The organism is Enterobacter cloacae complex sp. 372C4, from assembly GCF_050030615.1.
Taxonomy (GTDB): domain Bacteria; phylum Pseudomonadota; class Gammaproteobacteria; order Enterobacterales; family Enterobacteriaceae; genus Enterobacter; species Enterobacter intestinihominis.
The window spans coordinates 4,131,961-4,155,593 of sequence record NZ_JBLGUQ010000001.1 but is presented as its reverse complement, the minus strand read 5'-3'; the positions used below and the strand labels follow the sequence as shown (position 1 = coordinate 4,155,593).

Sequence of the window (23,633 nt, the reverse complement as noted above, 5' to 3'; positions counted from 1 at the left end):
AGGTGAATTATTCCGGCAAGGCGTAAACAACCACCTGATCGCCCACCTGATCCTTCAGGATCGTGTTCCCGCCAGCCACGAAGGCCACATACTGCCGACCCTTATATTCATACACGGACGGGTTCGCTACCGCTGGCGCTTCTGCCTGATCGGACCACAGCTCCTCACCGCTCTCTACCGAGTAGGCACGCACTTTGGCATCCATTGAAGCACCGATGAAGATCACGCCACCCGCCGTCACGGCCGGGCCACCAATGGTAGGCGAACCCCAGCTTTCCGGCATGAAGAAGCCATACTGCTGTGAGGCGCCAACCGGACGACGCCATTTCACATCGCCCGTGTGCATGTCTATCGCCACGATTTCGCCAAATGGCGGCTGCCAGCACGGCATGCCCAGCCAGTTGCTCGCCACCAGCAGACGCATACCGTACGGGGCGCCTTCCTGTGGGGCAAAGCCGCTTTCGTTGCCGGAGTCTTTGTCCGCGTTATCGTAATCCTCACGGCTGTAGAGCTTCACGTACTGAACGATATGCGAGGTGTTGACGATGGCGATCTGTTTTTGCGGATCGAACGCCACCCCGCCCCACTGCACGCCGCCGGCGCTATCGGGATAGGTGAGCGTGCCTTCGCCTTTGGTGGTAGGCGGAGTATACATTCCCTCATAGGTCAGGTTATCCCACAGGCGAGAGCACTGGCCGCCACCGACGATATCCGCCAGCTTCCAGATTTCCGGCTTTTTCGACTGGTCGAGCAGCGGCGCAGGTTTGGTCGGGAACGGCTGTGTAGGCGAGAGAACTTCGCCCTGGACCGAACCATCACCCTGCGGAACCGGACGCTCTTCGATTGGCCATACGTCCTCCCCGGTCAGGCGGTTAACCACAAACAGGAAGCCCTGCTTGGTGGCCTGAACCAGCGCCGGGATCTGCTTGCCGTCTACGGTGATATCCATCAGCGTCGGGGCAGAGTTGATGTCGTAATCCCAGACGTCGTGGTGTACCCACTGACGGGACCAGACCACTTTACCGGTGTTGATGTCCAGCGCGGTGGTGGAGGTGCCAAGCGGAATTGCGTCGACGCGGTTGCCGCCCCAATAGTTGGGAGACGGCGATGAGACCGGGAGATAGACCAGCCCATTGGCCTCATCGGCGGACATGTGCGTCCAGACGTTGGCGGTACCGGTACGCTTGCGGATCTCTGCCGGTATCGCCTCAAAGGTCCATTCAAGCTTGCCGGTCTGGGCGTTGACAGAAAATACGGTACCCGGAGGCGCTTCGGCATAGGCCCAGTCTTTCCCGGCCCAACCCACCAGCAGATGGTTGCCGACGACGGTTGGCGGTTGCAGGACAGAGAGCGGATACTTGGCGTTAACGGTGTTCCACTGATTCAGATCCAGCACCCCATTGTCCGCAAAGCCGCTGCACGGTTTGCCTGAATCGGCGTCCAGCGCAAAGAGCTTGCCGTCAACGGTGCCCATATAGACCATCTTCTGGCACGCCTCTCCCTTCACCGGATTTTTGGCCTGCCAGTAGGAAACGCCGCGGTTTTTCAGCACCGGCTGGGTCAGTGCCTTGCGCGACGATTTGGTGTCATAGTGCCACTTCTCTTTACCCGTGCCCGGATCCAGCGCAATCAGGCGATCGAAAGGGGTACCGATGTAGAGCGTGTCGTTAGCGAAAATGGGCGTTGCGGACCACACGGTCGCTGGCGTATCACCTTTACCATCCGAGACGTCGCCGGTATGGAACTCCCAGACTTTCGTTAATTTACTGACGTTATCCGCCGTGATCTGGGTAAGCGGGCTGTATTTCTGCGCGTTAAGCTGGCCGTGGAAGCTGTCCCAGGTTGGCGTGCTGGGCACCAGCGGCGTCGCTGGCTGGCTGGCCGAGGCGACTTTCTTTCCGTCACCGCTACCGGTTGAGGCATCGTCTGTGGTTTTTGTGGTTCCAGGCGCCTGCTGATCGGCCGCATCAATATTCAGTGATTCCTGGGTCCCCTGAGAGGCCTCAGCGGCTTTATCCTGCGCCTGCAGCGCGAACGGGGTGACCAGCAGCGCCAGCGCCGTCATGCTGACTTTTATGAAGGGATAATGCTTATCGTTATGCACGGGCGGCTCCTCAGGTTCTGACGGAATGGTTGTAACGGGCGGAATGGCTGCTCAGCATAATCAGACCAATCAGGCCGACCACCATGGCTGCCGTTATGATGTACTGGTGCAGCAGCGCGGCGGCAAAACCAATACCCGCCAACACCACCAGGGTGACAATAATCAGGAAAACACGCGCCCCGCGCCCCGATGCCGCACGTAACACAAAGATCAGTATCGCCAGCACCGCGCTGGCAATGGCCACGCCCAGTGCGCCAATGGTGCCTGTGACGCCGGTAAGCGGCGTCCACCAGGCGTATAGCGCCACCGCGAAGCCTATAACCGCGGCCAACAGCAGCAAAATAGTGCCGACGCGCGAATATTGAGAATGCAACATACCAGGAATCCCCCTCTAAAAAATGCAAAATGGACCAACATTAAGGCGTTTTCGTGGATATATGTCCCTGCTGTTCGCGCGTGCAATGGCTATTAAAACAACGCGACGTGAAAAACGGTGGCATATTTCCCTAAACGTAACTGAGTATAGAAGAGGATTTTTTAAAGGGGCGTTTATCCGGCGAGTACCCTTCCTCACGTTGAGCCCATAAGGCAGTGTGTTTCGCTAAAAACGCTCGGGCGAGGTTTATTGTCTGCTTTGAGCGAGGGACAAACGCTGGGGTGTAAAAAAATCGCCAGATGGGGTAGTAAAGGCTAGATTTAATTCAGGCATAACTGGTATGACCACATAAATAAGGCTCTATGAATGCGTTCAGTCATAATACCCGTCAATGAAGGTGGATTTCTGGCAGCCACAATTTGGGAAAGAAGCGATGCCAAAGCGATAGTGCTCCTTCATCCGGCAACGGCGGTTGTACAGGGGTTTTATAAGGGATTCGCAGAATATCTTTTTAACAGAGGATTCAACGTCCTTACATACGATTATCGCGGCACCGGCCTCTCTAAATCCGGGCTGGTCCGTACTTACCGCGTTTCGATGTCTGACTGGATCGACCAGGACGTCGGATGTATAACCGCCTGGGCTAAAGCACATTTTCCAGAGCTTAGCCTGTTGGCGGTAGGACACAGTGTGGGCGGGCATGCCGTTCTGCTTTCAACAGCCACCCACGCCCTGCAAGCTGCGGTCATTGTAGCCTCACATGCCGGGGTGACGAGCACCATCAAACGCACCACAGAAAAGGTGCGTGTCTGGTGCGTATTACGTGTTCTGGCTCCGATTCTGTGCCGTATCTTCGGTTACATGCCTGCCAGGCGCCTGGGGCTGGGTGAAGATTTACCTGCGCCAGTCATGCTTCAATGGGGGCGCTGGAGCGCAATGCCTGGATATTTCTACGATGATCCACACTGGAATGCACGCCAACGGGCAAGTGAGATCACCCTACCCGTGCTGGTAATGGGATTTGATGACGATCCCTGGGCTAACCGTGAAGCTATTGCACGGCTGATGGAGCCGGTGCAACAAGCAAAAATAGAACGCTGCGAGATACGGCACGCAGAGTTTGGTCTTTCGTCCATTGGGCATATGGGATTTTTTCGTACGCGATGTGCGGAGAAATTATGGCCCGTCGTCGGTCAATGGCTGGAGAGTCAGTGCCCGGATTGAACGACGCGTGAACATGACCTTTCTGAGTATTCAACATATTAAAACCTGCCGGCATAAAAATTTGGAAATTTAACGGAAATGGTTAAGCTTCTTAGACACATGCTTAAGGGATAGTCAGGAAATGATTGTTAACTGTATGGTCTACCGTTCAGGCCACCCCGCCGAAACCGTAGATATTGAGGATATCAGTGAAGTCATCCAGGATACCGATGCGTTTATCTGGCTGGGGCTTTGGCAGCCTGAACCTGCGTTTATGTACAAAGTCCAGGAGGAGTTCGGTCTGCACGATCTGGCCGTTGAGGATGCGCTTAATGCACATCAGCGGCCTAAAATAGAGCGTTATGGCAGCTCGGCATTTATCGTTGTAAAAACCGTCAGTGGACAGGACGACAATATTGAGTTTGGCGAAACGCATTTGTTTGTGGGCCGAAACTTCCTCATTACGGTGCGTCATGGTGCTTCAGTGAGCTATGCACCTATACGCGCCCGTGCTGCTGAGGCCCCGGACATGCTTTCGTACGGTCCGGCTTATCCTCTTTACTGTATTCTGGATTTTATTGTTGACAGTTATGCAGAGCTGACTGCGCGCCTCAACACCAAAATTGGTGATATAGAAGCGACACTTTTTCACAGTGAATTTGACCGTGAAGCTATTCAGGACGTGTATTCCCTCCGCCGTAATCTACTCGGGCTTCGCAACGCCGCTCAGCCAGTAGAAGAAATCTGTACAGAGCTTATCCGCATTCATGAAGAACTTATTCCAAAACCCCTCAGGGCGTATTTCAGAGATATTCAGGATCACGCAAGCCATGTAGTAACGGATGTAAATGACATGCGTGAGCTGCTAAGCAGCGCGATGCACGTTAACCTGGCACTGGTTTCAGTGCAGCAAAACGAAGTCGTGAAGAAACTGGCCGGTTGGGGGGCCATCCTCGTGATCCCGACGGTAGTCTTTAGCATGTATGGTATGAACTTCGAACATATGCCGGAACTGAAGACGCTCTTTGGCTATCCGGCTACGGTCGCTGTCACGCTGGGAGCCTGTGTATTACTGTGGCTTCGGCTCAAACGCTCTCGCTGGCTTTGATTGATAAGCGATCTGATAGTTTTTGGTGTCGTGAAGTACAGTAAAGCCTCACGCTTATGTCGATTATGCCACGACACCATACCCTATCCGTTATTTCCCCTGCATATGTCGGTACATTCCTGTTCACCGGGACCCGGTTGCTCAATCCGGGATCGCCCGCTCCACCGTTTATAAAATCCTGAAAAACGAGGCTATCACAGGGCAAGGTCACTCGTTATTCTAAATTATCAAACCACATCGATAATTATTATATTTGTTTATGATTCATTGAGCTCAGATGTGAATTTATATTGACGGACGTAAACATTATTTTTTCACACATGGATGGTTAATATGAAAAGGGTTTTTATGACGGCTGCATTAACGGGTTTATTTGTCAGTAATAATCCGTATGCAGGAGAAAGCTATCTGGTCTATAACCCACATAATATTGCGGTATTTGAAGTGCGTTTCTTTAATGTTGGCGATGGCCCCTTTATGCCGGACTGGCCGAATGCGTCTGTGTCAACATGGGATCTTGGCCAGCAACAAAAAGAAAAAATACTCGACGCTATGCGTTACTGGGCTGAGGTTATTACCCCCAGCCCGGGGCAACTGCCTGCCATTATCAATGTGGGGACGTTTAACGACGAGAATGCCGCAGGTTCCAGCGATTCAGTTACCGACGGCATTATAAGTCTGACGCAGTTGCAAGGCGCATTGAACGGCATTGATACCGGAGAGCTGACCTTTGGTTCCCACGCCCAGTTCATCATGGGCAAACTGGATTTTGATAACGTTCCCTATGTGCCCGCGCAATTGCCGCGCACTGGAAAGGCCGATCTGGTCAGCGTCGCTGTTCATGAGCTGGCCCATGGACTGGGAATATCCAATATGGTTACCGATCTGCAAGGAAGTGGCACATTCACGCCCGCTTTCGATACCGTGCCTTTTGGCTCCTGGACCAGCCATCTGCGCGATGACCGTGGCAATCCTGCCCGGCCAGGGCAAGTAATATTGTGTAATGGATGCAATAACAGATGGGATCCACAAGGCTTTGATGTACGGCTTGATAAAGGCTATTTCACCGGCAGGCATGTGGATGAAGTCCTTGCAGGCGCCATGCCTGGCGTGCCGGTGAAAATGTTAGCAGACGACGGCTCGGTCGATGATAACTACATGAGCCATATCGAGCTGAAAAACAGCATGATGAGCCATCAGAACTACCGCAATTACACCACGTTTATGGAAGCGGAACTGGCGTTGCTGCAGGATATGGGATATCAGATTGACCGGCGTAACTTTTTCGGTTTTTCGCTATATGGCAACGGGCAAACGCTCGTTAACCGCAATGGCTATTTTCAGCGTAATCAGCAGGCGGATGGCTATCTGGCTGGTCAATACAATACCGCTAATCTGGGAGTTGGCCTGCATGTGTATGGCAGTAATAACCATATCTTTCAACAAGCGGACCTGTTGACGTCAGGGGCTGGCGGCGCGGGCATCCGTATAGATGGGCAAAATAACACCCTGAGCATCGATCCCGGTGTACGGATATACGCCGATGGCGTTAATGGCCGTGGGGTGATGTTTGCCTACGGTAAACAGCACAGCCTTATTCAACGTGGCGACGTTCAGGCACTGGGAGCCAGTGGCGTCGGTATCAGTTTTGATTTTGGCAATAACCTCCTGGGTAACGAGGTGGACTATCGCGGATCCTGGCTTCATATCGTGGACGGCTATTACGATGCGTTATTACCCGAGTTGCAGGGAGCGCTGGTAGACAATGCCGACATCAGCGGACGGGTTGCCGGTAAAGGCGCGGCGATTTATATATCACCGAACGCGCTGGTCGGTAATATAAATATATTAACGGGTGCCCGGCTGGAGGGTGATATTTATTCGGACTACGCCCAGCGGGATGACTATGGCCAACAGCGGTTAACGCTGCTTACCTTCGGTCGGAAGGCCAATGCGTACGGGCAAGCGACGGAAGCTGCCGATGCTGATTTCAGCTTTACGTACCGCGGAAACATTGAAGGTATCAATAATCTGGCACTGGACGCGCACGGAGGGAAAACCTCGCTTAATGGCGATTTCCAGATTTACAGCATGACTATCGCGCCAGGTGCCAGCCTGTCCGGCAACGCCAGCTATACGCTTAATGAGGAAGGCCGCTTTGTAAATAACGGGATCCTTGCGCCGGGTAATTCACTTGGGCAAATCAAAATATCCGGTGCTTATCAACAGGGGAATACCGGGCAGTTGTTGTTGGAAGTCGACGGGCGCGGCAGGCATGATACTCTGCAAGTGGACGGTCACGCACAATTTGACGGTCAACTGACGTTTGCGCCGCAGCCGGACTGGTACGCAACAAACTGGCGTCTGAATACGCAAGATTTGCTAAAAACGGACGCTTCCGACGGCAATTTCAGTGCGGTGAACAGTGTGCTCCGTTCACCCACGCTAACGCTGCAAACAACGCCACAGGGAAAGAATGGCTGGCAGCTCTCAATGCTGCGCGCTTCAAACGCATACAGCCGGTATGCGCAGGACGCTAATGCGCGGCAGGTAGGGCAAGCGCTGGATAAAATTGTGGCGGAAGCTAAGTCGGATATACAACCGCTGTACCGTACTCTGGATTTCTCAGCCACTGATGGCGGGAGTATCAGCAATGCCTTGCCGCAACTTTCTGCGGGCGCCTACAGCGCCATGTTCGCAAGTTCCCTGCAGCGTGAACAGCAGATAGCGCGGATCGTTGGCGGGCCAAATCCTGTGGTTATGCCGAAGCAACTGACGGAAGGCGAATGGCGCAGCTTTGCCATACCCTTTGGCGGCGGCTTCTGGCAACAGCGTCAGGGTGACAGTGTAGGGTACGACGCCAGCAGTTATGGCATTGTATTCGGTGCTGAAAAACAAAACGATGAGAATCACAACTGGATTTATGGCTTTCATGGTGCGGTCAGCGGTCAGTCGGTGACGGTGAAATCACCAGAAACCGCAACCGGGAAAACCACTGCTTTCGATCTGGGTGTTCATGCTCGTTACGGCGCTGAAAGGTCCGAAGGAATGTATTTATTCGGCACTGGCCGATTGGGTATTGAAGACAGCTGGCTGGACAGAAACATTAATGTAGAAACTTACGGAGCAAGCCACCATGCCACCTGGACCGGATTGTCAGGTTCTGTTACGGCCGGCGGAGGCTATCGATGGGCGCTGAATAATAATGTGAACGCCGGACCGGTAACGTCATTGAATTACACCACATTACATCGTCCCGGCGTGAAGGAAAGCGGCAATGACGGCAGCCGACTGATGCTGGGTTCGCAGACCTTCGATTCTCTGAGATCAAGTATCGGGGTGAATGGTAACTGGAATGTACCCCTCGCTTCAGGGGCATCGTTCGCAGCTGAGCTGCAGCTCACCTGGGATCATGAACTGCTTGATGGCAACGTAGTGCAACAAGCCTCTTTCGCCAACTATCGAAGCACAGGGTTTAGTTCCAGGAATCAGGTGACTGGTCGTGACACTCTGGGTGTTAAGGCAGGTATGAGCTATAAAATCAACGCTGATGTCGAATTGGGCATCGGGGTTGAAAGCGAAATGTTTCGTTCTGGCTATGACTCGATTGCAGGTAATCTTTCAGCCACATGGCGTTTCTGATGCCTGAGGACGAGAAAATAATAGGACTGGCCCTATCCCCGGCGTTGCCGGGGTATTCCTGAAGGCTTTTGATATCAAAAATGGCTTGTGTCGCCCTGGCCATGCTCACCTGAACCTTTAACCCGCTTAAGCTGGATCTCTTCACCACGTTGCCAGGCATCCGCTCCCTTAGCAACTGGGTGCGCCACAATATCCTTACGTTCTTCTTTGATGGCTTGCGTGCTCACGTCAAAGCGTCGATCTCTGTCCGCCAGAAGTTTAGGGTCTAACTGCCCTTCCCCGGTAAAGCCCATCATCAGTGCCGGAATGCCGAGCGGCAGCTTTTTATCGCGGTCGGTGTGCCAGGTATGCCAGGTCTTGCCGTAGGTATTCACAATTTTGCTCATCAATGCTTTGTCAGCCACTGCAGGTAAACCTGGAGCAATCAGGCTGCCGGATTTCACTTCATATTGATGGCTGTGCCACAATTTTTTTTCTTCCGGCGGCAGTGTGTTAAACAAACGCTCACTAATAATGTACTCAACGCCCATTAAACGGGCATCTTTGGTGTTACCGTCGTAGATCACCGCCTGCATCACGTCTTCATTCAACACGGTTACATAATGATGGGCTTCCATCTGGCCATTTTTATCCCCGCTATAAAAATGGAAACCGTCAAGGTAGGCACTCATTGCATCAATGGGCGGACGGGACTGGATAAGCTGAGCACCGGCTTCAAGCGTGCTCGTCCCGACGGAGGTTTTTACACCCGGAACAGGCGTATTTGAAGGGGTATTGTTCGCGCCACAACCCACCAACGTCAGGCTCGACAATAATAAAAGCGATAATGGTTTCATTGACCCTCCCTGTAAAAGTCACTTTACTGAAAGTAGTACATTCGCGCAGACACGCCAGGAGAGTTTTTATTAAACCATCCGGCAAACTGGCGTACGTTCCGTTTAAGAACACCATTTAAATACTGGCAGAAAGAGCATCAGAGATTTTTCAGCCGCGAAGGCCATTTTTCTGAAGATATGGAGTTGATCGCAGAAGAGTTTGAAGTGGTTGAGATCCTGTAGGACAAAGTAAAGGGGCTGGCGTTTGATCAATTGCCATTTATATCAATGTCCGCTTCTGGCACAAAACAGCCATTAACATTCATCGAATTCTCAGTAAATCTGAATACCGGGTCGTATACCGCGGCGAAAGCATTTCACGCTTCATCTGCCATTGCTGCTGTATGCCCTGCCCGGCAAAATAAAGCGTACCCTTTCCATCTTTCGCGTTCAGACGATCCAGCACTTCCATCAGCTTTTCACTTCCGGCACGCGGCGCGCTATTGTCAAACAAATTGAGCTGGGCAACGCCCTGGCTGAAGAAGTCCCCGAGCATAATGCCGGCTTTCTGGTAGCGGTGGCCCTCCTTCCAGATTTTGTCGAGGCACTTTACCGCGGCGTTGATAATGTCGCGGGAGTCCTGAGTGGGTGTGAGAAGCGTCATTGAGGCACTGTTGCCGTAATAGGGTTCGTTCAGAGCGAACGGAGAGGTCTTTACGAACGCCGAGATAAAGCGGCAATACTGGTGCTCGCCACGTAACTTCTCAGCGCCACGGGCCGCATAGCTGCATATAGCCTGGCGCACCTGCTTGTATTCTGTCACGCGCTCACCGAATGACCGACTACAGACGATCTCCTGCTTTGTCGGTGCAAACTCTTCCAGATCGAGGCACGGCTCGCCGCGCAGCTCCCGGACCGTTCGCTCCAGCACTACATTGAAGTGCTTGCGGATAATCCACGTGCTCTGCTCTGAGAGATCCAGCGCCGTTTTGATACCCATCGCATTGAGCTTCTTGCTGATGCGCCTGCCCACGCCCCATACGTCCTCTACAGGCACGATAGCCAACAACCGGCGCTGGCGGTCGATATTGGATAAATCAACCACCCCACCCGTCTGCTGCTGCCATTTCTTCGCCGCGTGATTTGCCAGCTTCGCCAGCGTCTTCGTCTGGGCTATGCCAACGCCGACCTTCAGGTGCGTACGCTTCAAAACCGTTTCGCGGATCTCCTTGCCAAAATCAGTCAGGTCCCGGCAATTACGAACCCCGGTGAGATCACAAAAGGCCTCATCAATGGAATATATTTCGACGCGAGGGCTTATTTCTTCCAGCGTGGTCATTACCCGGCTGGACATGTCAGCGTAAAGTTCGTAGTTACTGCTGAAGCAAACCACGCCGGCGCGCCGGAACAGGTCTTTCTGCTTAAAGTATGGCGCCCCCATGGTAACGCCAGCGGCTTTGGCCTCTGCGCTGCGCGCTATCACGCAACCGTCGTTATTTGAGAGGACAACCACCGGTCGGCCTCTCAAATCTGGCCTGAATACCGTCTCGCATGATGCATAGAATGAATTCACATCACAGAGCGCAAACATATCAGCTGGCCGATTTAACAATAAAAGTGACCACACCAAAAACGTCCAGCGTGTCTTCACTGCCAACGATAATCGGTGAATAAGCGCTGTTCATCGGATTGAGTTGAACATTAGGAGGCAGTTGCAGGCGCTTAACGGTGAATTCCCCTTCCACCGCGGCGATGACGATATCGCCGTGCTCAGCCGTTCGGGAACTATCGACCACCAGTAAATCGCCGTCGCTTATTCCCCCTTCAATCATTGAATCACCCGCGGCTTTAACGAAATACGTCGAGCTGGGGTGGGCAACCAGAAGTTCATTAAGATCAATGCGCTGCTCCACATAATCGGCAGCCGGGCTTGGGAATCCGCACTGAACTAAATCGCTGAAAAGTGGAAGCGCGATAATCTCACGCAGTTCTGTAGGTCTGATAAATTCCATTACGCATACCTCTAATACTGTTTTTATATACAGTAGTTTTGTTTTGAAGCACGCGCAAGGCAGCTGAACCGTAGCGACTGTTTAAACCTTCACCGTTTCGTTTGTAAGTTTCTCTCTGGCTTCAAATTATGGTTTTTGTAAATTTTACGATTAAACGCTTCGACTGCTCGTTTTAAAGGCTAAATGAATAGATTGTCATCAACATAAACAAGGTGAAGGGCGGCATGGCATTTCTTTAGCCGGAATGCCGTTTGACTGTACCCATATACAGTAGTATTTTTACGTGCAGACAGAATCGCACAATTAATATTCATAGGGAAAAAATAATGTTTGTTGAACTGGTTTATGACAAGCGAAACGTACAGGGGCTGGAGGGAGCCAGGGAGATAATTCTGGCTGAACTGACAAAACGTGTGCACCGGATTTTTCCTGATGCCAGCGTGACGGTTAAGCCAATGCAGGCGAATGGCCTGAATAGCGATGCCAGCAAAAGCGACCGGGAAAAGCTGAACCGTATGCTTGAGGAAATGTTTGAAGAGTCGGACATGTGGCTGACGCAAGAGTAACAAGGTTAACAAATACCAGCCCACCGGGGAAAAACCGGGCGCAATGCCCGGTTCTGTTTTCAGCCAGTAATGCCTTTAATCACTCACCCGCGGTTCTCCAGCATCGGTTCATTTCTCGGATCGTGCCCGCAAGATAAAAACGCCTCCCGGAATTTCTGCCCATTTTCTCGCGTTATCTTGTACAAAATACAGCTTTTGCATGTCGATCAAGTCACTTATCCCTGCCCTATACTTTGAGTATGACATCCGACTGGAGGTTTCTATGTGTGGACGCTTTGCACAAGCCCAAACCCGTGAAGAATACCTGGCCTACCTTGCCGACGAAGGCGATCGCGACATCGCGTATGACCCGGCCCCCATTGGCCGGTACAACGTCGCGCCCGGTACCAAAGTCCTGCTGCTGAGCGAACGCGACGAACTACTGCACCTCGATCCGGTGTTCTGGGGCTACGCACCTGGATGGTGGAACAAAGCACCACTGATTAACGCACGTGTAGAAACCGCGGCCACCAGCAGAATGTTTAAACCTCTGTGGCAACATGGCCGGGCGATCTGTTTTGCCGATGGATGGTTCGAATGGAAGAAGTCAGGTGACAAGAAACAACCCTACTTCATCCACCGGGCCGACGGTCAGCCAATCTTTATGGCGGCGATCGGAAGCACACCGTTTGAGCGCGGCGATGAAGCCGAGGGATTTCTGATTGTGACGTCTGCGGCTGATAAAGGCCTCGTCGACATTCATGACCGCAGGCCATTAGTTTTGTCACCAGAAGCGGCACGCGAGTGGATGCGACAGCATGTTGGCGGGAAAGAAGCTGAAGAGATAGCTTCAGATGGTGCAGTGCCCACCGATAAGTTCGTCTGGCATGCGGTAACGCGTACAGTAGGAAATGTAAAAAACCAGGGGAGGAATTTGATAGAGCAAATAGAAATCAAATCTGATCTTAGTTAGACCTGCACTTTTTAGATGGGATAATAAAACCCTTCCCTCTATTGAAGTCAAAACCTTTGACAACTCCTGTCATTTTACGAGACAAATTATTTCCTTGCTGTAAATCAAATTTGACGACACAGGAAAAATTTGGATTGGCTAATCAAATCTGTATGGCCTCCCAGATGGCTAAAATAAGATTTGCTTAAAAGATCTACACGTGCCTTAATGATGTGGTTGGTTCGATGCAATGTGAATCTGACTTTTCCAAAGTAGTCCTCATAACCAGGTGCTATCTCTGATATCCCCTCCTCTTGAGTCCATACGTATGCCATCATGCGTTTCTTTTCATGAACTTGTAACTTTTAAGTGTTCAAGTGGAGTTTTTATGTCATCAAAAATGATAGGTCTTGTTAAGTGGTTTAACGATGATAAGGGTTTTGGCTTCATCTCCCCACTCGATGGAAGTAAAGATATCCTTGTTCACTCTTCTTCTCTACAGGGAGAGACATTCAAAACTCTTTTTGAAGGCCAAAAAGTTAAATTTGCTGTCATTGCCGGTACCAAAGGTCCGACAGCTGCAAATGTTACGCTTTGCGATAAATAACCCCCCTCAATGACCGCTTAAGCTTCTGTGAATTAAATAATCAGAAGCGTCATTTATCGTTTGCGAATATCATTACAACAGGCCAGCATATTTACAGCACCGTCAAATTTGCTGACCGATGTGATGAAATGCAGGACTGCTGCATGAATAGTCTCAAAGCAGAAGCTAACTGCTTATAAAATATTAAAGTGCGTAAGAGGTTAGGCAGCCTCCAAAAGCATCACTTCTTAGTTATTATATGAGATTTTTTAGTAATGCTGAGGGGATTTGAACAACGCGTTGCAGTAAGGGCAAACCAGTTGAGCTCCCTTTTGTACACGATTGTAACTATGCTCCGAGTCTCTTGTGCAGTTTGGACAAGGGCATTTGACTAAATAATTTCGGCGGAATTGCGTGTTTTTACGTGCAGACATAAGCTTCTCCAGTACAAATGGACTGCTACAGTACACGTTAAGGCAGAATATTGCTTGTTTTAATTTCGAAAGAGGTAACTAAACGTCAATAAATCAACCCCTTTCGAACAACCCCGGGCCATAAAACTCCCTGAAATACATGGTGATACATGAAAAAAGTAATTATTTTCTTTAATGGTAAACCAGGTAAAGTAATCACCGTACTTAAGGGCGTGACATCAATACGCGAACAATACCCTAATGGAGAAGGGATAAACCTTCCGATAATGTCAGCCGGTTTTCCCTCTTTAACAGGTGACCATGAAGTTGTCTATGTTGCATCAGATCGAGAGCTTACATCTCAGGAAATATTAGATGCAGCCAGGAAGTATCTATAAGCTTCAATATCTTCTACCAACACTGCAGATAACCTTTAGTAACAAGCATTATTAAAACAATTAGGAATTATCAGTATTGCCTACCTGGCGTAGGCTTTTTTTTTCATTTAGCAGACGATACATTCCTGTCTAATGTCATATATTTTTTAGGACTCGGAACATTTTTTGATTCAAACAGTCTAAAAGATATACTCACAAAGGGGGCCTTTATGACAACGCTTATCATCTCTACTATCGTGGCAATGGTACTGGCATTGATGATTTTAAGTCTGATCAAGATCGGGATCAGCGTATCGAACAATCCTGATGAACTGTAATGTATTCAAGTTTCCATAACCTCTTTATTTACTGGGCAGCCTATTCACCTTTCCTCGCAGGCAGCGCCACTCCAGCCCCGGGTACGTTCCACAATTAATTCCCTCTCCATTGGCGCAGCAGGAAGCTGCCCAGTCGTTCGCCCTGATATACAGGGTCAGCCATAAGAAAGTTATCCTGCAAATTTCGCAGAATTTAAGGATTCATTTTGGGGAGGAATTTGGAGGAGTTTCGGGGAAGAAAAAATCGAACAAAAAACCGGGCATCGCGCCCGGTTCTGTTTCCACACTAAAAAGCCCTTAAACACTCAATCCACGATTCTCCAGCATCGGTTCGATCCTCGGATCGTGCCCGCGCCAGTTCCGGTAAAGTTCAGCTAAATCAGTGCTGTTGCCGCGCGACAAAATCGCCTCGCGGAATGTCTGTCCGTTTTCGCGTGTCAAACCGCCCTGCTCGACAAACCACTGATAGCCATCGTCCGCCAGCATCTGCGTCCAGAGATAGGCGTAATAGCCCGCCGCGTAGCCGCCGCCGAAGATATGGGCAAAATAGCTGCTGCGATAGCGCGGCGGTACGGCTGGAAGATCCAGCCCTTCTTTTTTCAACGCGGCGGCTTCAAAGGTTTCCACGTCTTCAATGGGCTCCTGAATGCCGTGCCAGTTCATATCCAGCAGCGCGGCGCTCAGCAGTTCCGTCATGTCATAACCCTTATTAAACTGGGTCGCATTGAGCATTTTTTCCCGCAGCGCATCCGGCATCGGCTCGCCGGTTTGATAATGACGGGCAAAGTGCGCAAACACCTGCGGATGGCTGGCCCAGTGTTCATTGATCTGCGACGGGAATTCAACGAAATCACGCGGCGTGTTGGTGCCTGAAAGCGTGGCATAGCGCTGGCTGGCAAACAGGCCATGCAGTGTATGGCCAAACTCGTGGAACAGGGTAATCACATCATCCCAGGAGATCAGCGCGGTCTGCCCGTTCGCTGGTTTTTGATAGTTGCAGACGTTATAAATCACCGGACGCGCGGCAAACTCGTAAGACTGCTCAACAAAATTCCCCATCCACGCCCCGCCCGCTTTGGAATCACGCGCGAAAAAGTCGCCGTAGAACAGCGCCATGCCTTCACCCGTGTGGTCGAAAATCTCCCACACGCGAACGTCCGGGTGATAAACCGGAATATCGAAACGCTCGACAAAACGGATACCGAACAGCTGCGTGGCGGTCCAGAATACGCCATCTTCCAGCACGGTATTGAGCGCGAAATAGGGTTTGATCTGCGACTCATCCAGCGCGTATTTCGCTGAACGCACGCGTTCGGCATAAAACGCCCAGTCCCAGGCCTGCACCGTAAAACCGCCCTGCTCGTCGTCAATGACCTTCTGAATATCCGCCTGCTCCAGCGCGGCCCTGCTGCGCGCCGCAGGAACTATCCCGCGCATGAATTCGAGCGCGGCATCCGGCGTTTTCGCCATTTGTTCGGCAATGCTCCAGCTGGCATAGTTATCAAAGCCGAGCAGTTGCGCCTGTCTTGCCCGCAACGCGGTAAGCCGACGGATCAGGTCGCGCGTATCGTTTTCGTCGCCTTTTTGAGTGCGTTCCCAGCCCGCGCTAAACAGCTTTTTACGGGTCTCGCGCAGAGACAGCGCCGCCAGCGCGGGCTGTTGCGTGGTATTCAGAAGCGGGATCAGCCAGCGATCCGTCAGCCCTTTTTCTGCGGCAGCATGAGCCGCGGCAGCCATCTCCTCCGCACTGAGTCCGTCAAGCTGGTGAACATCATCCACCACCAGCCCTCCCGCCTTATTCGCCGCCAGCAGGCGCTGGTTGAACTGGCTGGTCAGGGCGGCGGCTTCGGTATTCAGGGCTTTCAGCTCGGCTTTTTCATCGGCGTTCAGACGCGCGCCCGCAAGAACAAAGTGCTGATACGTCACCTCCGTCAGTCGGCGGGATTCGGCATCCAGCGTGTCGCGATCCTGCCAGACGGCTTCCACGCGGGCGAAAAGCGTATCGTTTAGCCAGATATCGTTCGCCAGCCCGGCCAGTTCGGTGGAGAACTGCTCGTCCAGTGCCTGAAGATAATCGTTGGTGTGTGCGGACGTCATGGCGAAGAACACGCTGCTGACGCGCGACAGCATGGCCCCGCTTTTTTCCAGCGCCAGCACGGTGTTGTTGAAGTCCGGCACGGCGCTCTGCGCGATAATCGCGTCAATGTCTGCACGCTTGAGGCGCATTGCTTCATCAAACGCCGGGCGATAGTGGCTGTCTTCTATCACATCAAAACGCGGAGCCTGATAAGGCAGCAGGCTAACGTCAAAGAAAGGGTTGTTGACCGACATCGTTTACTCCTGAGCACGGTATTTCTCACCAGAGTAGGCCAGCCTGCTCCGGCCTGCAATGGCGTCATACAAATGTTGCCTTAACGACCCGCCCGAGAGCGTGCTATGGTAGTACAACACAAAAAGCGTTGAGGAACAGTGAGATGATTATATTAGTTACCGGGGCGACAGCAGGTTTTGGTGAAAGCATCACGCGTCGCTTCGTCGCCAACGGACATAAGGTGATTGCAACGGGTCGTCGTCAGGAGCGTCTCCAGGAGCTGAAAGACGAGCTGGGCGACAGCATCCTGACCGCACAGCTGGACGTGCGCAACCGCGCCGCCATTGAAGAGATGATTGCCAACCTGCCTGCCGAATGGCGTGAAATCGACGTGCTGGTCAATAACGCTGGCCTGGCGCTGGGCATGGAGCCTGCCCACAAAGCCAACGTGGAAGACTGGGAGAACATGATCGACACCAACAACAAAGGCCTGGTGTACATGACCCGCGCCGTGCTGCCGGGCATGGTTGAACGTAACCGTGGTCATATCATTAATATCGGTTCCACCGCAGGCAGCTGGCCTTACGCGGGCGGCAACGTCTATGGCGCAACCAAGGCCTTTGTACGCCAGTTCAGCCTGAACCTGCGCACCGACCTGCACGGTACCGCGATCCGCGTGACCGATGTTGAGCCGGGTCTGGTCGGTGGAACGGAATTCTCCAACGTGCGCTTCAAGGGTGACGACGCGAAAGCGGATAAAACCTATGAAAATGCGAATGCGCTGACGCCGGAAGATATCACCGAAACCGTCTGGTGGGTCGCGACGCTGCCGAAGCATGTCAACATCAACACGGTTGAGATGATGCCCGTCAGCCAGACCTATGCCGGACTCAGCGTGCATCGCGGGTAATTCACCCTTCCCGGCCTGCGGGCCGGGTATGTGATGACGGGTAAAAGAATGGTAGTATGTTCAGGTTAACTCTCTGAGAAATCACAACCCATGGCCGCTGAATCGCAACTTAATCCTACCCAGCCTGTAAATCAGCAAATTTATCGCATCTTACGCCGTGATATCGTTCGCTGCCTGATCCCACCGGGAACGCCACTCTCAGAAAAAGAGGTTTCGGTACGTTTTGACGTTTCTCGTCAGCCCGTGCGCGAGGCGTTTATTAAGCTCGCAGAAAACGGCCTTATCCAGATCCGCCCTCAGCGCGGCAGCTATGTAAATAAAATTTCGCTTTCGCAGGTACGGAATGGCTGTTTTGTTCGCCAGGCCATTGAGTGCGCCGTTGTGCGTCGCGCCGCGTCGCTCATCAACGATAACCAGTGCTACCTGCTGGAGCAAAACCTGCATCAGCAACGCATTGCCATCGACCGCAAACAGCTGAACGACTTTTTCCAGCTGGACGACGAATTTCACCAGAAACTGGCGCAGATCGCCGAGTGCCAGCTCGCGTGGGATACCGTCGAAAACATCAAAGCTACCATCGACCGCGTGCGCTACATGAGCCTCGACCATGTTTCTCCGCCAGAGATGTTGCTGCGCCAGCATCACGATATTTTCAGCGCACTGGAAAAACGCGACGTGGAAGCCGTAGATAAAGCGATGACGCTTCACCTCCAGGAAATTAGCGAGTCAGTTCAGTTAATTCGTCAGGAAAACCGCGAGTGGTTCAGCGAAGAATAAAACCTCGCCGCCCCTTTCGGTTGCGGCGAAGTAATTAGCGGACCACTAATACCGGAATAGTGGCGTAGCGCAGGATAGTTTCAGCATTCGAGCCCAGCAGATGTGTTGTCATGCTCGGGTTTCTTGATCCAATAACAATAACGTCATATTTCCCCTTTTTGCTGAGCTGGATGATTTCATCGCGTACGTTGCCGAAACGTACTTCACAATCAATATTTTCCGCGGACATATCAAAGAGCCGTTTCAGTGCCTTCATCTTCTTATCCGACTCGGCGGTCATATACTCTTCGAACTTCTTAATATCGGCATTGAACCCCCGCAGTAACGAACGGCTGCTGTTAGGGAGAATGTTGACCAGGGTGATCGTTGCGCCTTCCGATTTCGCGAGGTTGACCGCGTGGCGTACCGCTTTATCGCTTAGATCCATTTCAAACACGTCAACAGGCATCAAAATTTTCTTATACATAAGCCTGACTCCTTTTCCGATGAAGGGTTATTTTCTGCCTCCAGAATGGCATTGTGGATATAAACAAAGCCTAAACGCTTGCGTCTGGAAACTATCAATTAAGGAAAATAACTGTCCGCTTTGTAAAGCGGTGTCCTGAACCGTCAACGCCATCTGGAAATAAGAAAAAAGTGTGAGCTTGATCAAAAGCAAATAATTTCGTTTAAGAGAGGCGTATTAATAGTGCCCCGTGAACGGCAGCCGTTGAATTAGCGCCGTAACGGATAAGTGCGAGAGGAGAAAATACCATGATGACATACGACCGTAACCGAAATGCAATCACCACTGGCAGCCGCGTCATGATTAGCGGCACAGGTCAGTTCGGCGTGATTAAAGCGATCCACAGCGACGGCCTTAATGCCGAGCAGGTGCGTCGTGGTAAAACGGTTGAAGTGGAAGGATGCGAAGGTAAGTTCGAACCGATTGAGCTGATTCGCCTGGGGATGCACTAAGCTGTGCCCCGACATGCCGCCGCGAACGGCGGCATGTCAAAGCGTTAAAGCCGGGCTGCGTACTCAGCAACCGTGGCCTTCGCGCCTTTTTGCAGCAACGTTTGATAGGCCTGCATGACGGCAGCCACGAATACCGTGTCCTTCGGCAGCTCGTTACCGAAAATAGCCTCAATGCCCAACAGCGCGCTAACGCGGCTTTCACCTTCAGCGCTACCGTTTACCGCCGCCTGAATCACCGCCAGCTGCGGATCGCTCACCTCAATCGCGTTACCCTGCTCATCCACACCGCCGACATAACGCATCCAGCCCGCCACGCCGAGGGCCAGCAGCGGGAAGGGTTTCTGGTGGACAAGGTGCCAGCGCACGGAATCGAGCATGCGCTGCGGCAATTTCTGGCTACCGTCCATGGCGATTTGCCAGGTGCGGTGACGCAGGGCCGGATTGCTGTAACGCGCAATCAGCTGGTCGGCATAACGACCCAAATCCACGCCCCGCACTTTCAGCGTCGGCGCCTGCTCTATCAGCATCAGCGCATGCGCGGCTGCGCGATAATGTTCATCTTCCATGCAGTCGTTAATGTGCTGATAACCGGCAAGATAGCCGAGATAGGCCAGGAACGAGTGGCTGCCGTTAAGCATTCGCAGCTTCATCTCTTCAAACGGAATGACATCAGAAACCAGCTCCGCACCGGCCTTTTCCCACTGGGGACGTCCGGCAACAAAATTATCTTCCACCACCCACTGGCGGAACGGCTCGCAGGCGACACCTGCCGGATCGCGTACGCCAGTCAGCTGTTCGATTTTATCCAGCGTATCAGCCGTGACGGCGGGCACAATGCGGTCCACCATGGTTGACGGGAAGGTGACGTTCGCTTCGATCCAGTCCGCCAGATCGCCGTCTACGGCGCGCGCGTAGGCACAGGTCACATTGCGCATCACGTGGCCGTTCTCCGGCATGTTATCGCATGACATCACGCTGAATGCCGGTAGCCCCGCCGCCTTGCGACGCGCCAGCGCCTCAACCACCACGCCCGGCGCAGATTTAGGCTGATGCGGGTTTTGCAGGTCGGCAACGATAAACGGATGATCGAACATCAGTTGTCCGGTTGCCGGGGAGTGGCAATATCCTTTCTCGGTGATGGTCAGGGAAACAATGGCGACCTGCGGCTCACACAGCGCCGCCAGCACGGTTTCCAGCCCGTCGATCTGCGCATGCAGCGCGTTTTTGACGACGCCGACCACGCGCGCCGTCCACGCATCGGCAGACATCTCTGCCACGGTATAAAGGTTATCCTGTGCCTTCAGATCGGCGATCTGCTGTTCGCCGCCAATCAGGTTAACTTCGCAGTAACCCCAGTCGCTGCCTTGTTCTGCGGCGAGTATATCGGTGTACACCGCCTGGTGCGCACGGTGAAACGCGCCAAACCCTAAATGAACAATGCGTGCCTTGAGGCTGTCGCGATCGTATTGAGGACGCGTTGCCTTCGCCTGTAATAACCGGTTTTCCATGATTGAGACTCGTTAATTAATGAAAGCTGTGATCCACTGCCGCTTCCTTTTAAGAGCGGCAGCGCCTGCTGACTACACCAACTAGAATGGCAGTCGGAGTCAAAAAACGCTGCCATTAACCATACTGACACATCGTTTTCAGATCTTGATTTACATTAACTTTTCGCCATGTGGTGTGACATCAGTAAAAAGTTGTGTGACAGGTAACGCAAGATGTAAACCACTAGCGGCGTGAAGAGAGCGCGCCGTAGGCTACCGATTCCTTATGAGGAGCCTCCGCAGCATCTTCGGCTTCACTCAAATCGCAGTCGCGCACTTCTGGCATCAGCAACGCGGAGACCAGCCCAATCAGCGAGTACGCCACCAGCATCACCACAATCGGCCACCAGGACCCGGTCATGTTGCAGAAGATCCCCGCCAGCACCGGACCAAAGCCTACGGCTACCAGCCCGCCCGCCTCTTTCGAAATGGCCATGCGGGTAAAGCGGTTCCGCGAACCAAACATCTCTGCCATGGTGATATTTTCCAGCGCGAACAGCCCGAGCACCGCAAAGTTATGAATAACGATGATAGAGAGCATAATCACGCCCGGCGCGTAACTCTTATCGACGATAATCGACAGCATCGGGTAAGCCAGAATAATGGCTGAAATGTTAAGGAGGATATACGGCAGACGGCGCCCCACTTTATCGGACAGCCAGCCCAGCAGCGGGATGGAGAGGAAGCCGAGAATCGAACTGATCATCAGCGCATCGGTTGGGATCGCCTTATCAAACAACAGCGTCTGCACCAGATATCCGGCAAGGAAAGTCTGAATCAAACCTGAGTTGCCGGCCTGACCAAAGCGCAGCCCCGTCGCCAGCCAGAACGATTTGCTCTTAAACATCGCGCCTAATGAGGTATCCGGCGCAGCAACCGGCGCAATGGTTTCAGCGTCGTTAACCTTCTCAAACACCGGGCTCTCTTTAAGGTTCATACGCAGCCAGATGGCGAAGATCATCACCACCACGCTGGCGAGGAACGGCACGCGCCAGCCCCAGGCAATAAGTTCTTCACGATCGAGGGCAAAGAACATCACGGCCCAGATCGCCGTGGCGCTCAGCGTCCCGCAGTTGGTTCCCATGGCCACCAGCGAGGAGATGATGCCGCGTTTACCCTTCGGCGCGTACTCCGCCAGCATGGTACCTGCGCCGGAGATTTCTGCCCCCGCGCCCAGCCCCTGAATAATGCGCAGCGTCACCAGCAGCACCGGTGCGAAAATCCCGATCTGCGCGTAGGTTGGCAGGACGCCGATTAAGGTGGTGCAGATCCCCATCATGGTGATGGTGATAAACAGCACCTTTTTGCGGCCAATTCTGTCGCCCATTCTGCCGAAGATAAATGCCCCGACGATACGCGCGATGTAGCCTGCCCCATAGGTGCCCATCGCCAGGATCAGCGCCATGGCCGCGGATTGTTCAGGGAAGAAAATTTCATGGAATACCAGCGCGGCGCCAAGGGAGTAAAGCTGAAAATCCATAAACTCCAGGGCGGTGCCCAGCCAGCCGGATACGGCGGCTTTCACCAGGTCTGACGTACTTCTTTGAGGTTGTGCTTGAGTCATAATGGCTATCTCTGCAAGGTAAGATGCGTACCACTGAGAGCCTGTCTTCGCAGGCTCTTAACCGCGTGAATTATTATTGGTCGAACGTGAGCAAGACTTTGCAGCACTGCCGCTGGTCTTTTTCAAACAGTTCGATGGCGTCTGTAACGTGGTGATAGTCAAATGTATGGGTGACCAGTTTTTCAGGGTCGATCAGCCCTTTTTCCAGCCAGTCAATGACCACCGGAAATTTGTTGGCATTCAGGCGCGAAGAGAAGATCGACAGCTCTTTGCCGGTGATCCCCTGTTGCACGATCTGGCTCGGGTCGCTGGAGAAGCCCATCAGCACGATGCGCGCCGCCGGAGACGCCAGCGTAATCGCTTCCTGCAAAATGGACGGATGACAGGCAGCATCGATGATTAACGTCGGCTTGATGCCTTTTTCATCCAGCGCGGCCTGTAATGAGTGCTCGCTGTTGTTGAAGACCCAGTCTGCGCCGCTGCGTTGCGCCATCCCCAGCCGCTCATCAATGCGATCCACCACGATGACCTGCTTCACCTTGTAAACGCCCTTTAGCGCCTGCACGGTGACCAGCCCCATCGGGCCTGCGCCGTAGATCAGCGCCACGTCCTGTTCGGTGGGTTTCGCCTGCCCCGTCACGTTGGCGGCAATGGTGAAAGGCTCAACCATCACCGCGTGTTTGTCAGGGATCGCATCCGGAATGTGCCAGGCATTTTTCGCCGGCACGACGGCGTATTCGCTGAAGCCACCGTCACGGTGGACGCCCAGCACCACCAGCGAGGTACAAACGTTCGGTTTTCCGACGGAACACGGGTAGCAGTGCCCGCAGCTGATCACCGGATCCACAGACACGCGCTGGCCCAGTCGGGTGCTCTCCACGCCTTCGCCAACCGCGTCTATTTCGCCAAAGAACTCGTGACCGATTACCCGCGGGTATTTCGCAAACGGGTTATGCCCGCGATAGATATGGCTGTCTGAACCGCAGATACCGGCGAGTTTAATTCTGACGCGGACGTCGCCTGCCCCCGGCAACGGGAGAGGACGCTCCTCAATCACCAGCGCATTCGGCTGTTGGATCACAACGCTTTTCATCAT

Annotated in this window: 22 protein-coding genes and 1 pseudogene; 12 read left to right on the top strand and 11 right to left on the bottom strand. The window is 52.8% G+C overall.

Features of this window, described 5'->3' with window-relative positions:
• Positions 1 to 7: 7 nt before the first annotated feature.
• Positions 8 to 2,104 (bottom strand): pyrroloquinoline quinone-dependent dehydrogenase, encoded by a 2,097-nt coding sequence (locus ACQG11_RS20255; protein WP_426728714.1) that lies wholly within the window; start codon positions 2,102 to 2,104, stop codon positions 8 to 10.
• Between the two features lie 10 nt (positions 2,105 to 2,114).
• On the bottom strand, positions 2,115 to 2,480 hold the full coding sequence (locus tag ACQG11_RS20250) for a hypothetical protein (RefSeq protein WP_063202045.1): 366 nt from the start codon (positions 2,478 to 2,480) through the stop codon (positions 2,115 to 2,117).
• 366 nt (positions 2,481 to 2,846) lie between these two features.
• On the opposite strand from ACQG11_RS20250, the gene ACQG11_RS20245 reads away from it, so the two are divergent.
• The 3 genes from ACQG11_RS20245 to ACQG11_RS20235 all read left to right on the top strand — a co-directional run bounded on the left by ACQG11_RS20245 (position 2,847) and on the right by ACQG11_RS20235 (position 8,433).
• A complete protein-coding gene (locus ACQG11_RS20245; RefSeq protein ID WP_023306125.1) occupies positions 2,847 to 3,704 on the top strand; it encodes an alpha/beta hydrolase family protein in 858 nt (285 codons plus the stop codon).
• 121 nt (positions 3,705 to 3,825) lie between these two features.
• The gene (locus tag ACQG11_RS20240) at positions 3,826 to 4,791 is read left to right on the top strand and encodes a magnesium and cobalt transport protein CorA (RefSeq protein ID WP_022648001.1); all 966 of its coding nucleotides are present in this window, start codon (positions 3,826 to 3,828) and stop codon (positions 4,789 to 4,791) included.
• A 333-nt stretch (positions 4,792 to 5,124) separates the two neighbouring features.
• Positions 5,125 to 8,433 carry an autotransporter outer membrane beta-barrel domain-containing protein gene (locus ACQG11_RS20235; protein WP_426728713.1) on the top strand — a complete coding sequence of 1,103 codons (3,309 nt, stop codon included), beginning with the start codon at positions 5,125 to 5,127 and terminating at the stop codon, positions 8,431 to 8,433.
• A 74-nt stretch (positions 8,434 to 8,507) separates the two neighbouring features.
• On the opposite strand, the gene ACQG11_RS20230 is transcribed toward ACQG11_RS20235, so the two are convergent.
• Positions 8,508 to 9,269, bottom strand: coding sequence for an OBAP family protein (locus ACQG11_RS20230; protein WP_023300017.1), 762 nt, complete (start codon positions 9,267 to 9,269; stop codon positions 8,508 to 8,510).
• A gap of 117 nt (positions 9,270 to 9,386) precedes the next feature.
• Here ACQG11_RS20230 and ACQG11_RS20225 point away from each other — a divergent pair.
• Positions 9,387 to 9,491, top strand: a pseudogene (locus tag ACQG11_RS20225) (ASCH domain-containing protein); the annotation flags it as partial.
• A gap of 79 nt (positions 9,492 to 9,570) precedes the next feature.
• Here the strand turns inward: ACQG11_RS20225 and ACQG11_RS20220 are convergent.
• Positions 9,571 to 10,839 (bottom strand): Y-family DNA polymerase, encoded by a 1,269-nt coding sequence (locus ACQG11_RS20220; RefSeq protein WP_426728712.1) that lies wholly within the window; start codon positions 10,837 to 10,839, stop codon positions 9,571 to 9,573.
• A 1-nt stretch (position 10,840) separates the two neighbouring features.
• Positions 10,841 to 11,260, bottom strand: coding sequence for a translesion error-prone DNA polymerase V autoproteolytic subunit (locus ACQG11_RS20215; RefSeq protein WP_426728711.1), 420 nt, complete (start codon positions 11,258 to 11,260; stop codon positions 10,841 to 10,843).
• Positions 11,261 to 11,586: 326 nt separating this feature from the next.
• Here ACQG11_RS20215 and ACQG11_RS20210 point away from each other — a divergent pair, with 326 nt between their 5' ends.
• The 3 genes from ACQG11_RS20210 to ACQG11_RS20200 all read left to right on the top strand — a co-directional run bounded on the left by ACQG11_RS20210 (position 11,587) and on the right by ACQG11_RS20200 (position 13,364).
• Positions 11,587 to 11,826 carry a DinI family protein gene (locus tag ACQG11_RS20210; protein WP_006808847.1) on the top strand — a complete coding sequence of 80 codons (240 nt, stop codon included), beginning with the start codon at positions 11,587 to 11,589 and terminating at the stop codon, positions 11,824 to 11,826.
• Positions 11,827 to 12,088: 262 nt separating this feature from the next.
• Complete coding sequence (locus ACQG11_RS20205; protein ID WP_425968349.1) at positions 12,089 to 12,778, top strand: SOS response-associated peptidase; 690 nt, start codon at positions 12,089 to 12,091, stop codon at positions 12,776 to 12,778.
• A gap of 367 nt (positions 12,779 to 13,145) precedes the next feature.
• The gene (locus ACQG11_RS20200) at positions 13,146 to 13,364 is read left to right on the top strand and encodes a cold shock domain-containing protein (RefSeq protein ID WP_022647994.1); all 219 of its coding nucleotides are present in this window, start codon (positions 13,146 to 13,148) and stop codon (positions 13,362 to 13,364) included.
• Between the two features lie 248 nt (positions 13,365 to 13,612).
• Here ACQG11_RS20200 and ACQG11_RS20195 read toward each other — a convergent pair whose 3' ends face one another.
• Entirely contained in the window at positions 13,613 to 13,777 is a 165-nt protein-coding gene (locus tag ACQG11_RS20195; protein WP_213083702.1) for a YnfU family zinc-binding protein, read from the bottom strand.
• A 149-nt stretch (positions 13,778 to 13,926) separates the two neighbouring features.
• Here ACQG11_RS20195 and ACQG11_RS20190 point away from each other — a divergent pair, with 149 nt between their 5' ends.
• A complete protein-coding gene (locus ACQG11_RS20190) occupies positions 13,927 to 14,154 on the top strand; it encodes a hypothetical protein (RefSeq protein ID WP_071788017.1) in 228 nt (75 codons plus the stop codon).
• A gap of 209 nt (positions 14,155 to 14,363) precedes the next feature.
• Positions 14,364 to 14,471 carry a YnaM/YnfT family protein gene (locus ACQG11_RS20185; RefSeq protein ID WP_022647993.1) on the top strand — a complete coding sequence of 36 codons (108 nt, stop codon included), beginning with the start codon at positions 14,364 to 14,366 and terminating at the stop codon, positions 14,469 to 14,471.
• Positions 14,472 to 14,768: 297 nt separating this feature from the next.
• Here the strand turns inward: ACQG11_RS20185 and dcp are convergent, their stop codons facing one another.
• Complete coding sequence (gene dcp / locus ACQG11_RS20180; protein WP_426728710.1) at positions 14,769 to 16,802, bottom strand: peptidyl-dipeptidase Dcp; 2,034 nt, start codon at positions 16,800 to 16,802, stop codon at positions 14,769 to 14,771.
• 143 nt (positions 16,803 to 16,945) lie between these two features.
• Between dcp and ydfG the strand changes: the two genes are divergently transcribed.
• On the top strand, positions 16,946 to 17,692 hold the full coding sequence (gene ydfG, locus ACQG11_RS20175; RefSeq protein ID WP_038415990.1) for a bifunctional NADP-dependent 3-hydroxy acid dehydrogenase/3-hydroxypropionate dehydrogenase YdfG: 747 nt from the start codon (positions 16,946 to 16,948) through the stop codon (positions 17,690 to 17,692).
• 90 nt (positions 17,693 to 17,782) lie between these two features.
• A complete protein-coding gene (locus ACQG11_RS20170; RefSeq protein WP_003857403.1) occupies positions 17,783 to 18,469 on the top strand; it encodes a GntR family transcriptional regulator in 687 nt (228 codons plus the stop codon).
• A 34-nt stretch (positions 18,470 to 18,503) separates the two neighbouring features.
• Here ACQG11_RS20170 and ACQG11_RS20165 read toward each other — a convergent pair whose 3' ends face one another.
• Positions 18,504 to 18,935, bottom strand: coding sequence for a universal stress protein (locus ACQG11_RS20165; protein ID WP_426728709.1), 432 nt, complete (start codon positions 18,933 to 18,935; stop codon positions 18,504 to 18,506).
• 287 nt (positions 18,936 to 19,222) lie between these two features.
• Here ACQG11_RS20165 and ydfZ point away from each other — a divergent pair, with 287 nt between their 5' ends.
• Positions 19,223 to 19,426: a putative selenium delivery protein YdfZ gene (gene ydfZ / locus ACQG11_RS20160; protein WP_003857405.1), complete on the top strand. Its 204-nt coding sequence runs from the start codon at positions 19,223 to 19,225 to the stop codon at positions 19,424 to 19,426.
• A 44-nt stretch (positions 19,427 to 19,470) separates the two neighbouring features.
• Here the strand turns inward: ydfZ and ACQG11_RS20155 are convergent, their stop codons facing one another.
• The 3 genes from ACQG11_RS20155 to ACQG11_RS20145 form a co-directional block, all read right to left on the bottom strand.
• The gene (locus ACQG11_RS20155) at positions 19,471 to 20,934 is read right to left on the bottom strand and encodes a mannitol dehydrogenase family protein (RefSeq protein ID WP_046620028.1); all 1,464 of its coding nucleotides are present in this window, start codon (positions 20,932 to 20,934) and stop codon (positions 19,471 to 19,473) included.
• Between the two features lie 223 nt (positions 20,935 to 21,157).
• Positions 21,158 to 22,537: an MFS transporter gene (locus tag ACQG11_RS20150; protein WP_426728708.1), complete on the bottom strand. Its 1,380-nt coding sequence runs from the start codon at positions 22,535 to 22,537 to the stop codon at positions 21,158 to 21,160.
• 73 nt (positions 22,538 to 22,610) lie between these two features.
• Positions 22,611 to 23,630, bottom strand: coding sequence for a Zn-dependent oxidoreductase (locus tag ACQG11_RS20145; protein WP_045621670.1), 1,020 nt, complete (start codon positions 23,628 to 23,630; stop codon positions 22,611 to 22,613).
• Positions 23,631 to 23,633: the final 3 nt, after the last annotated feature.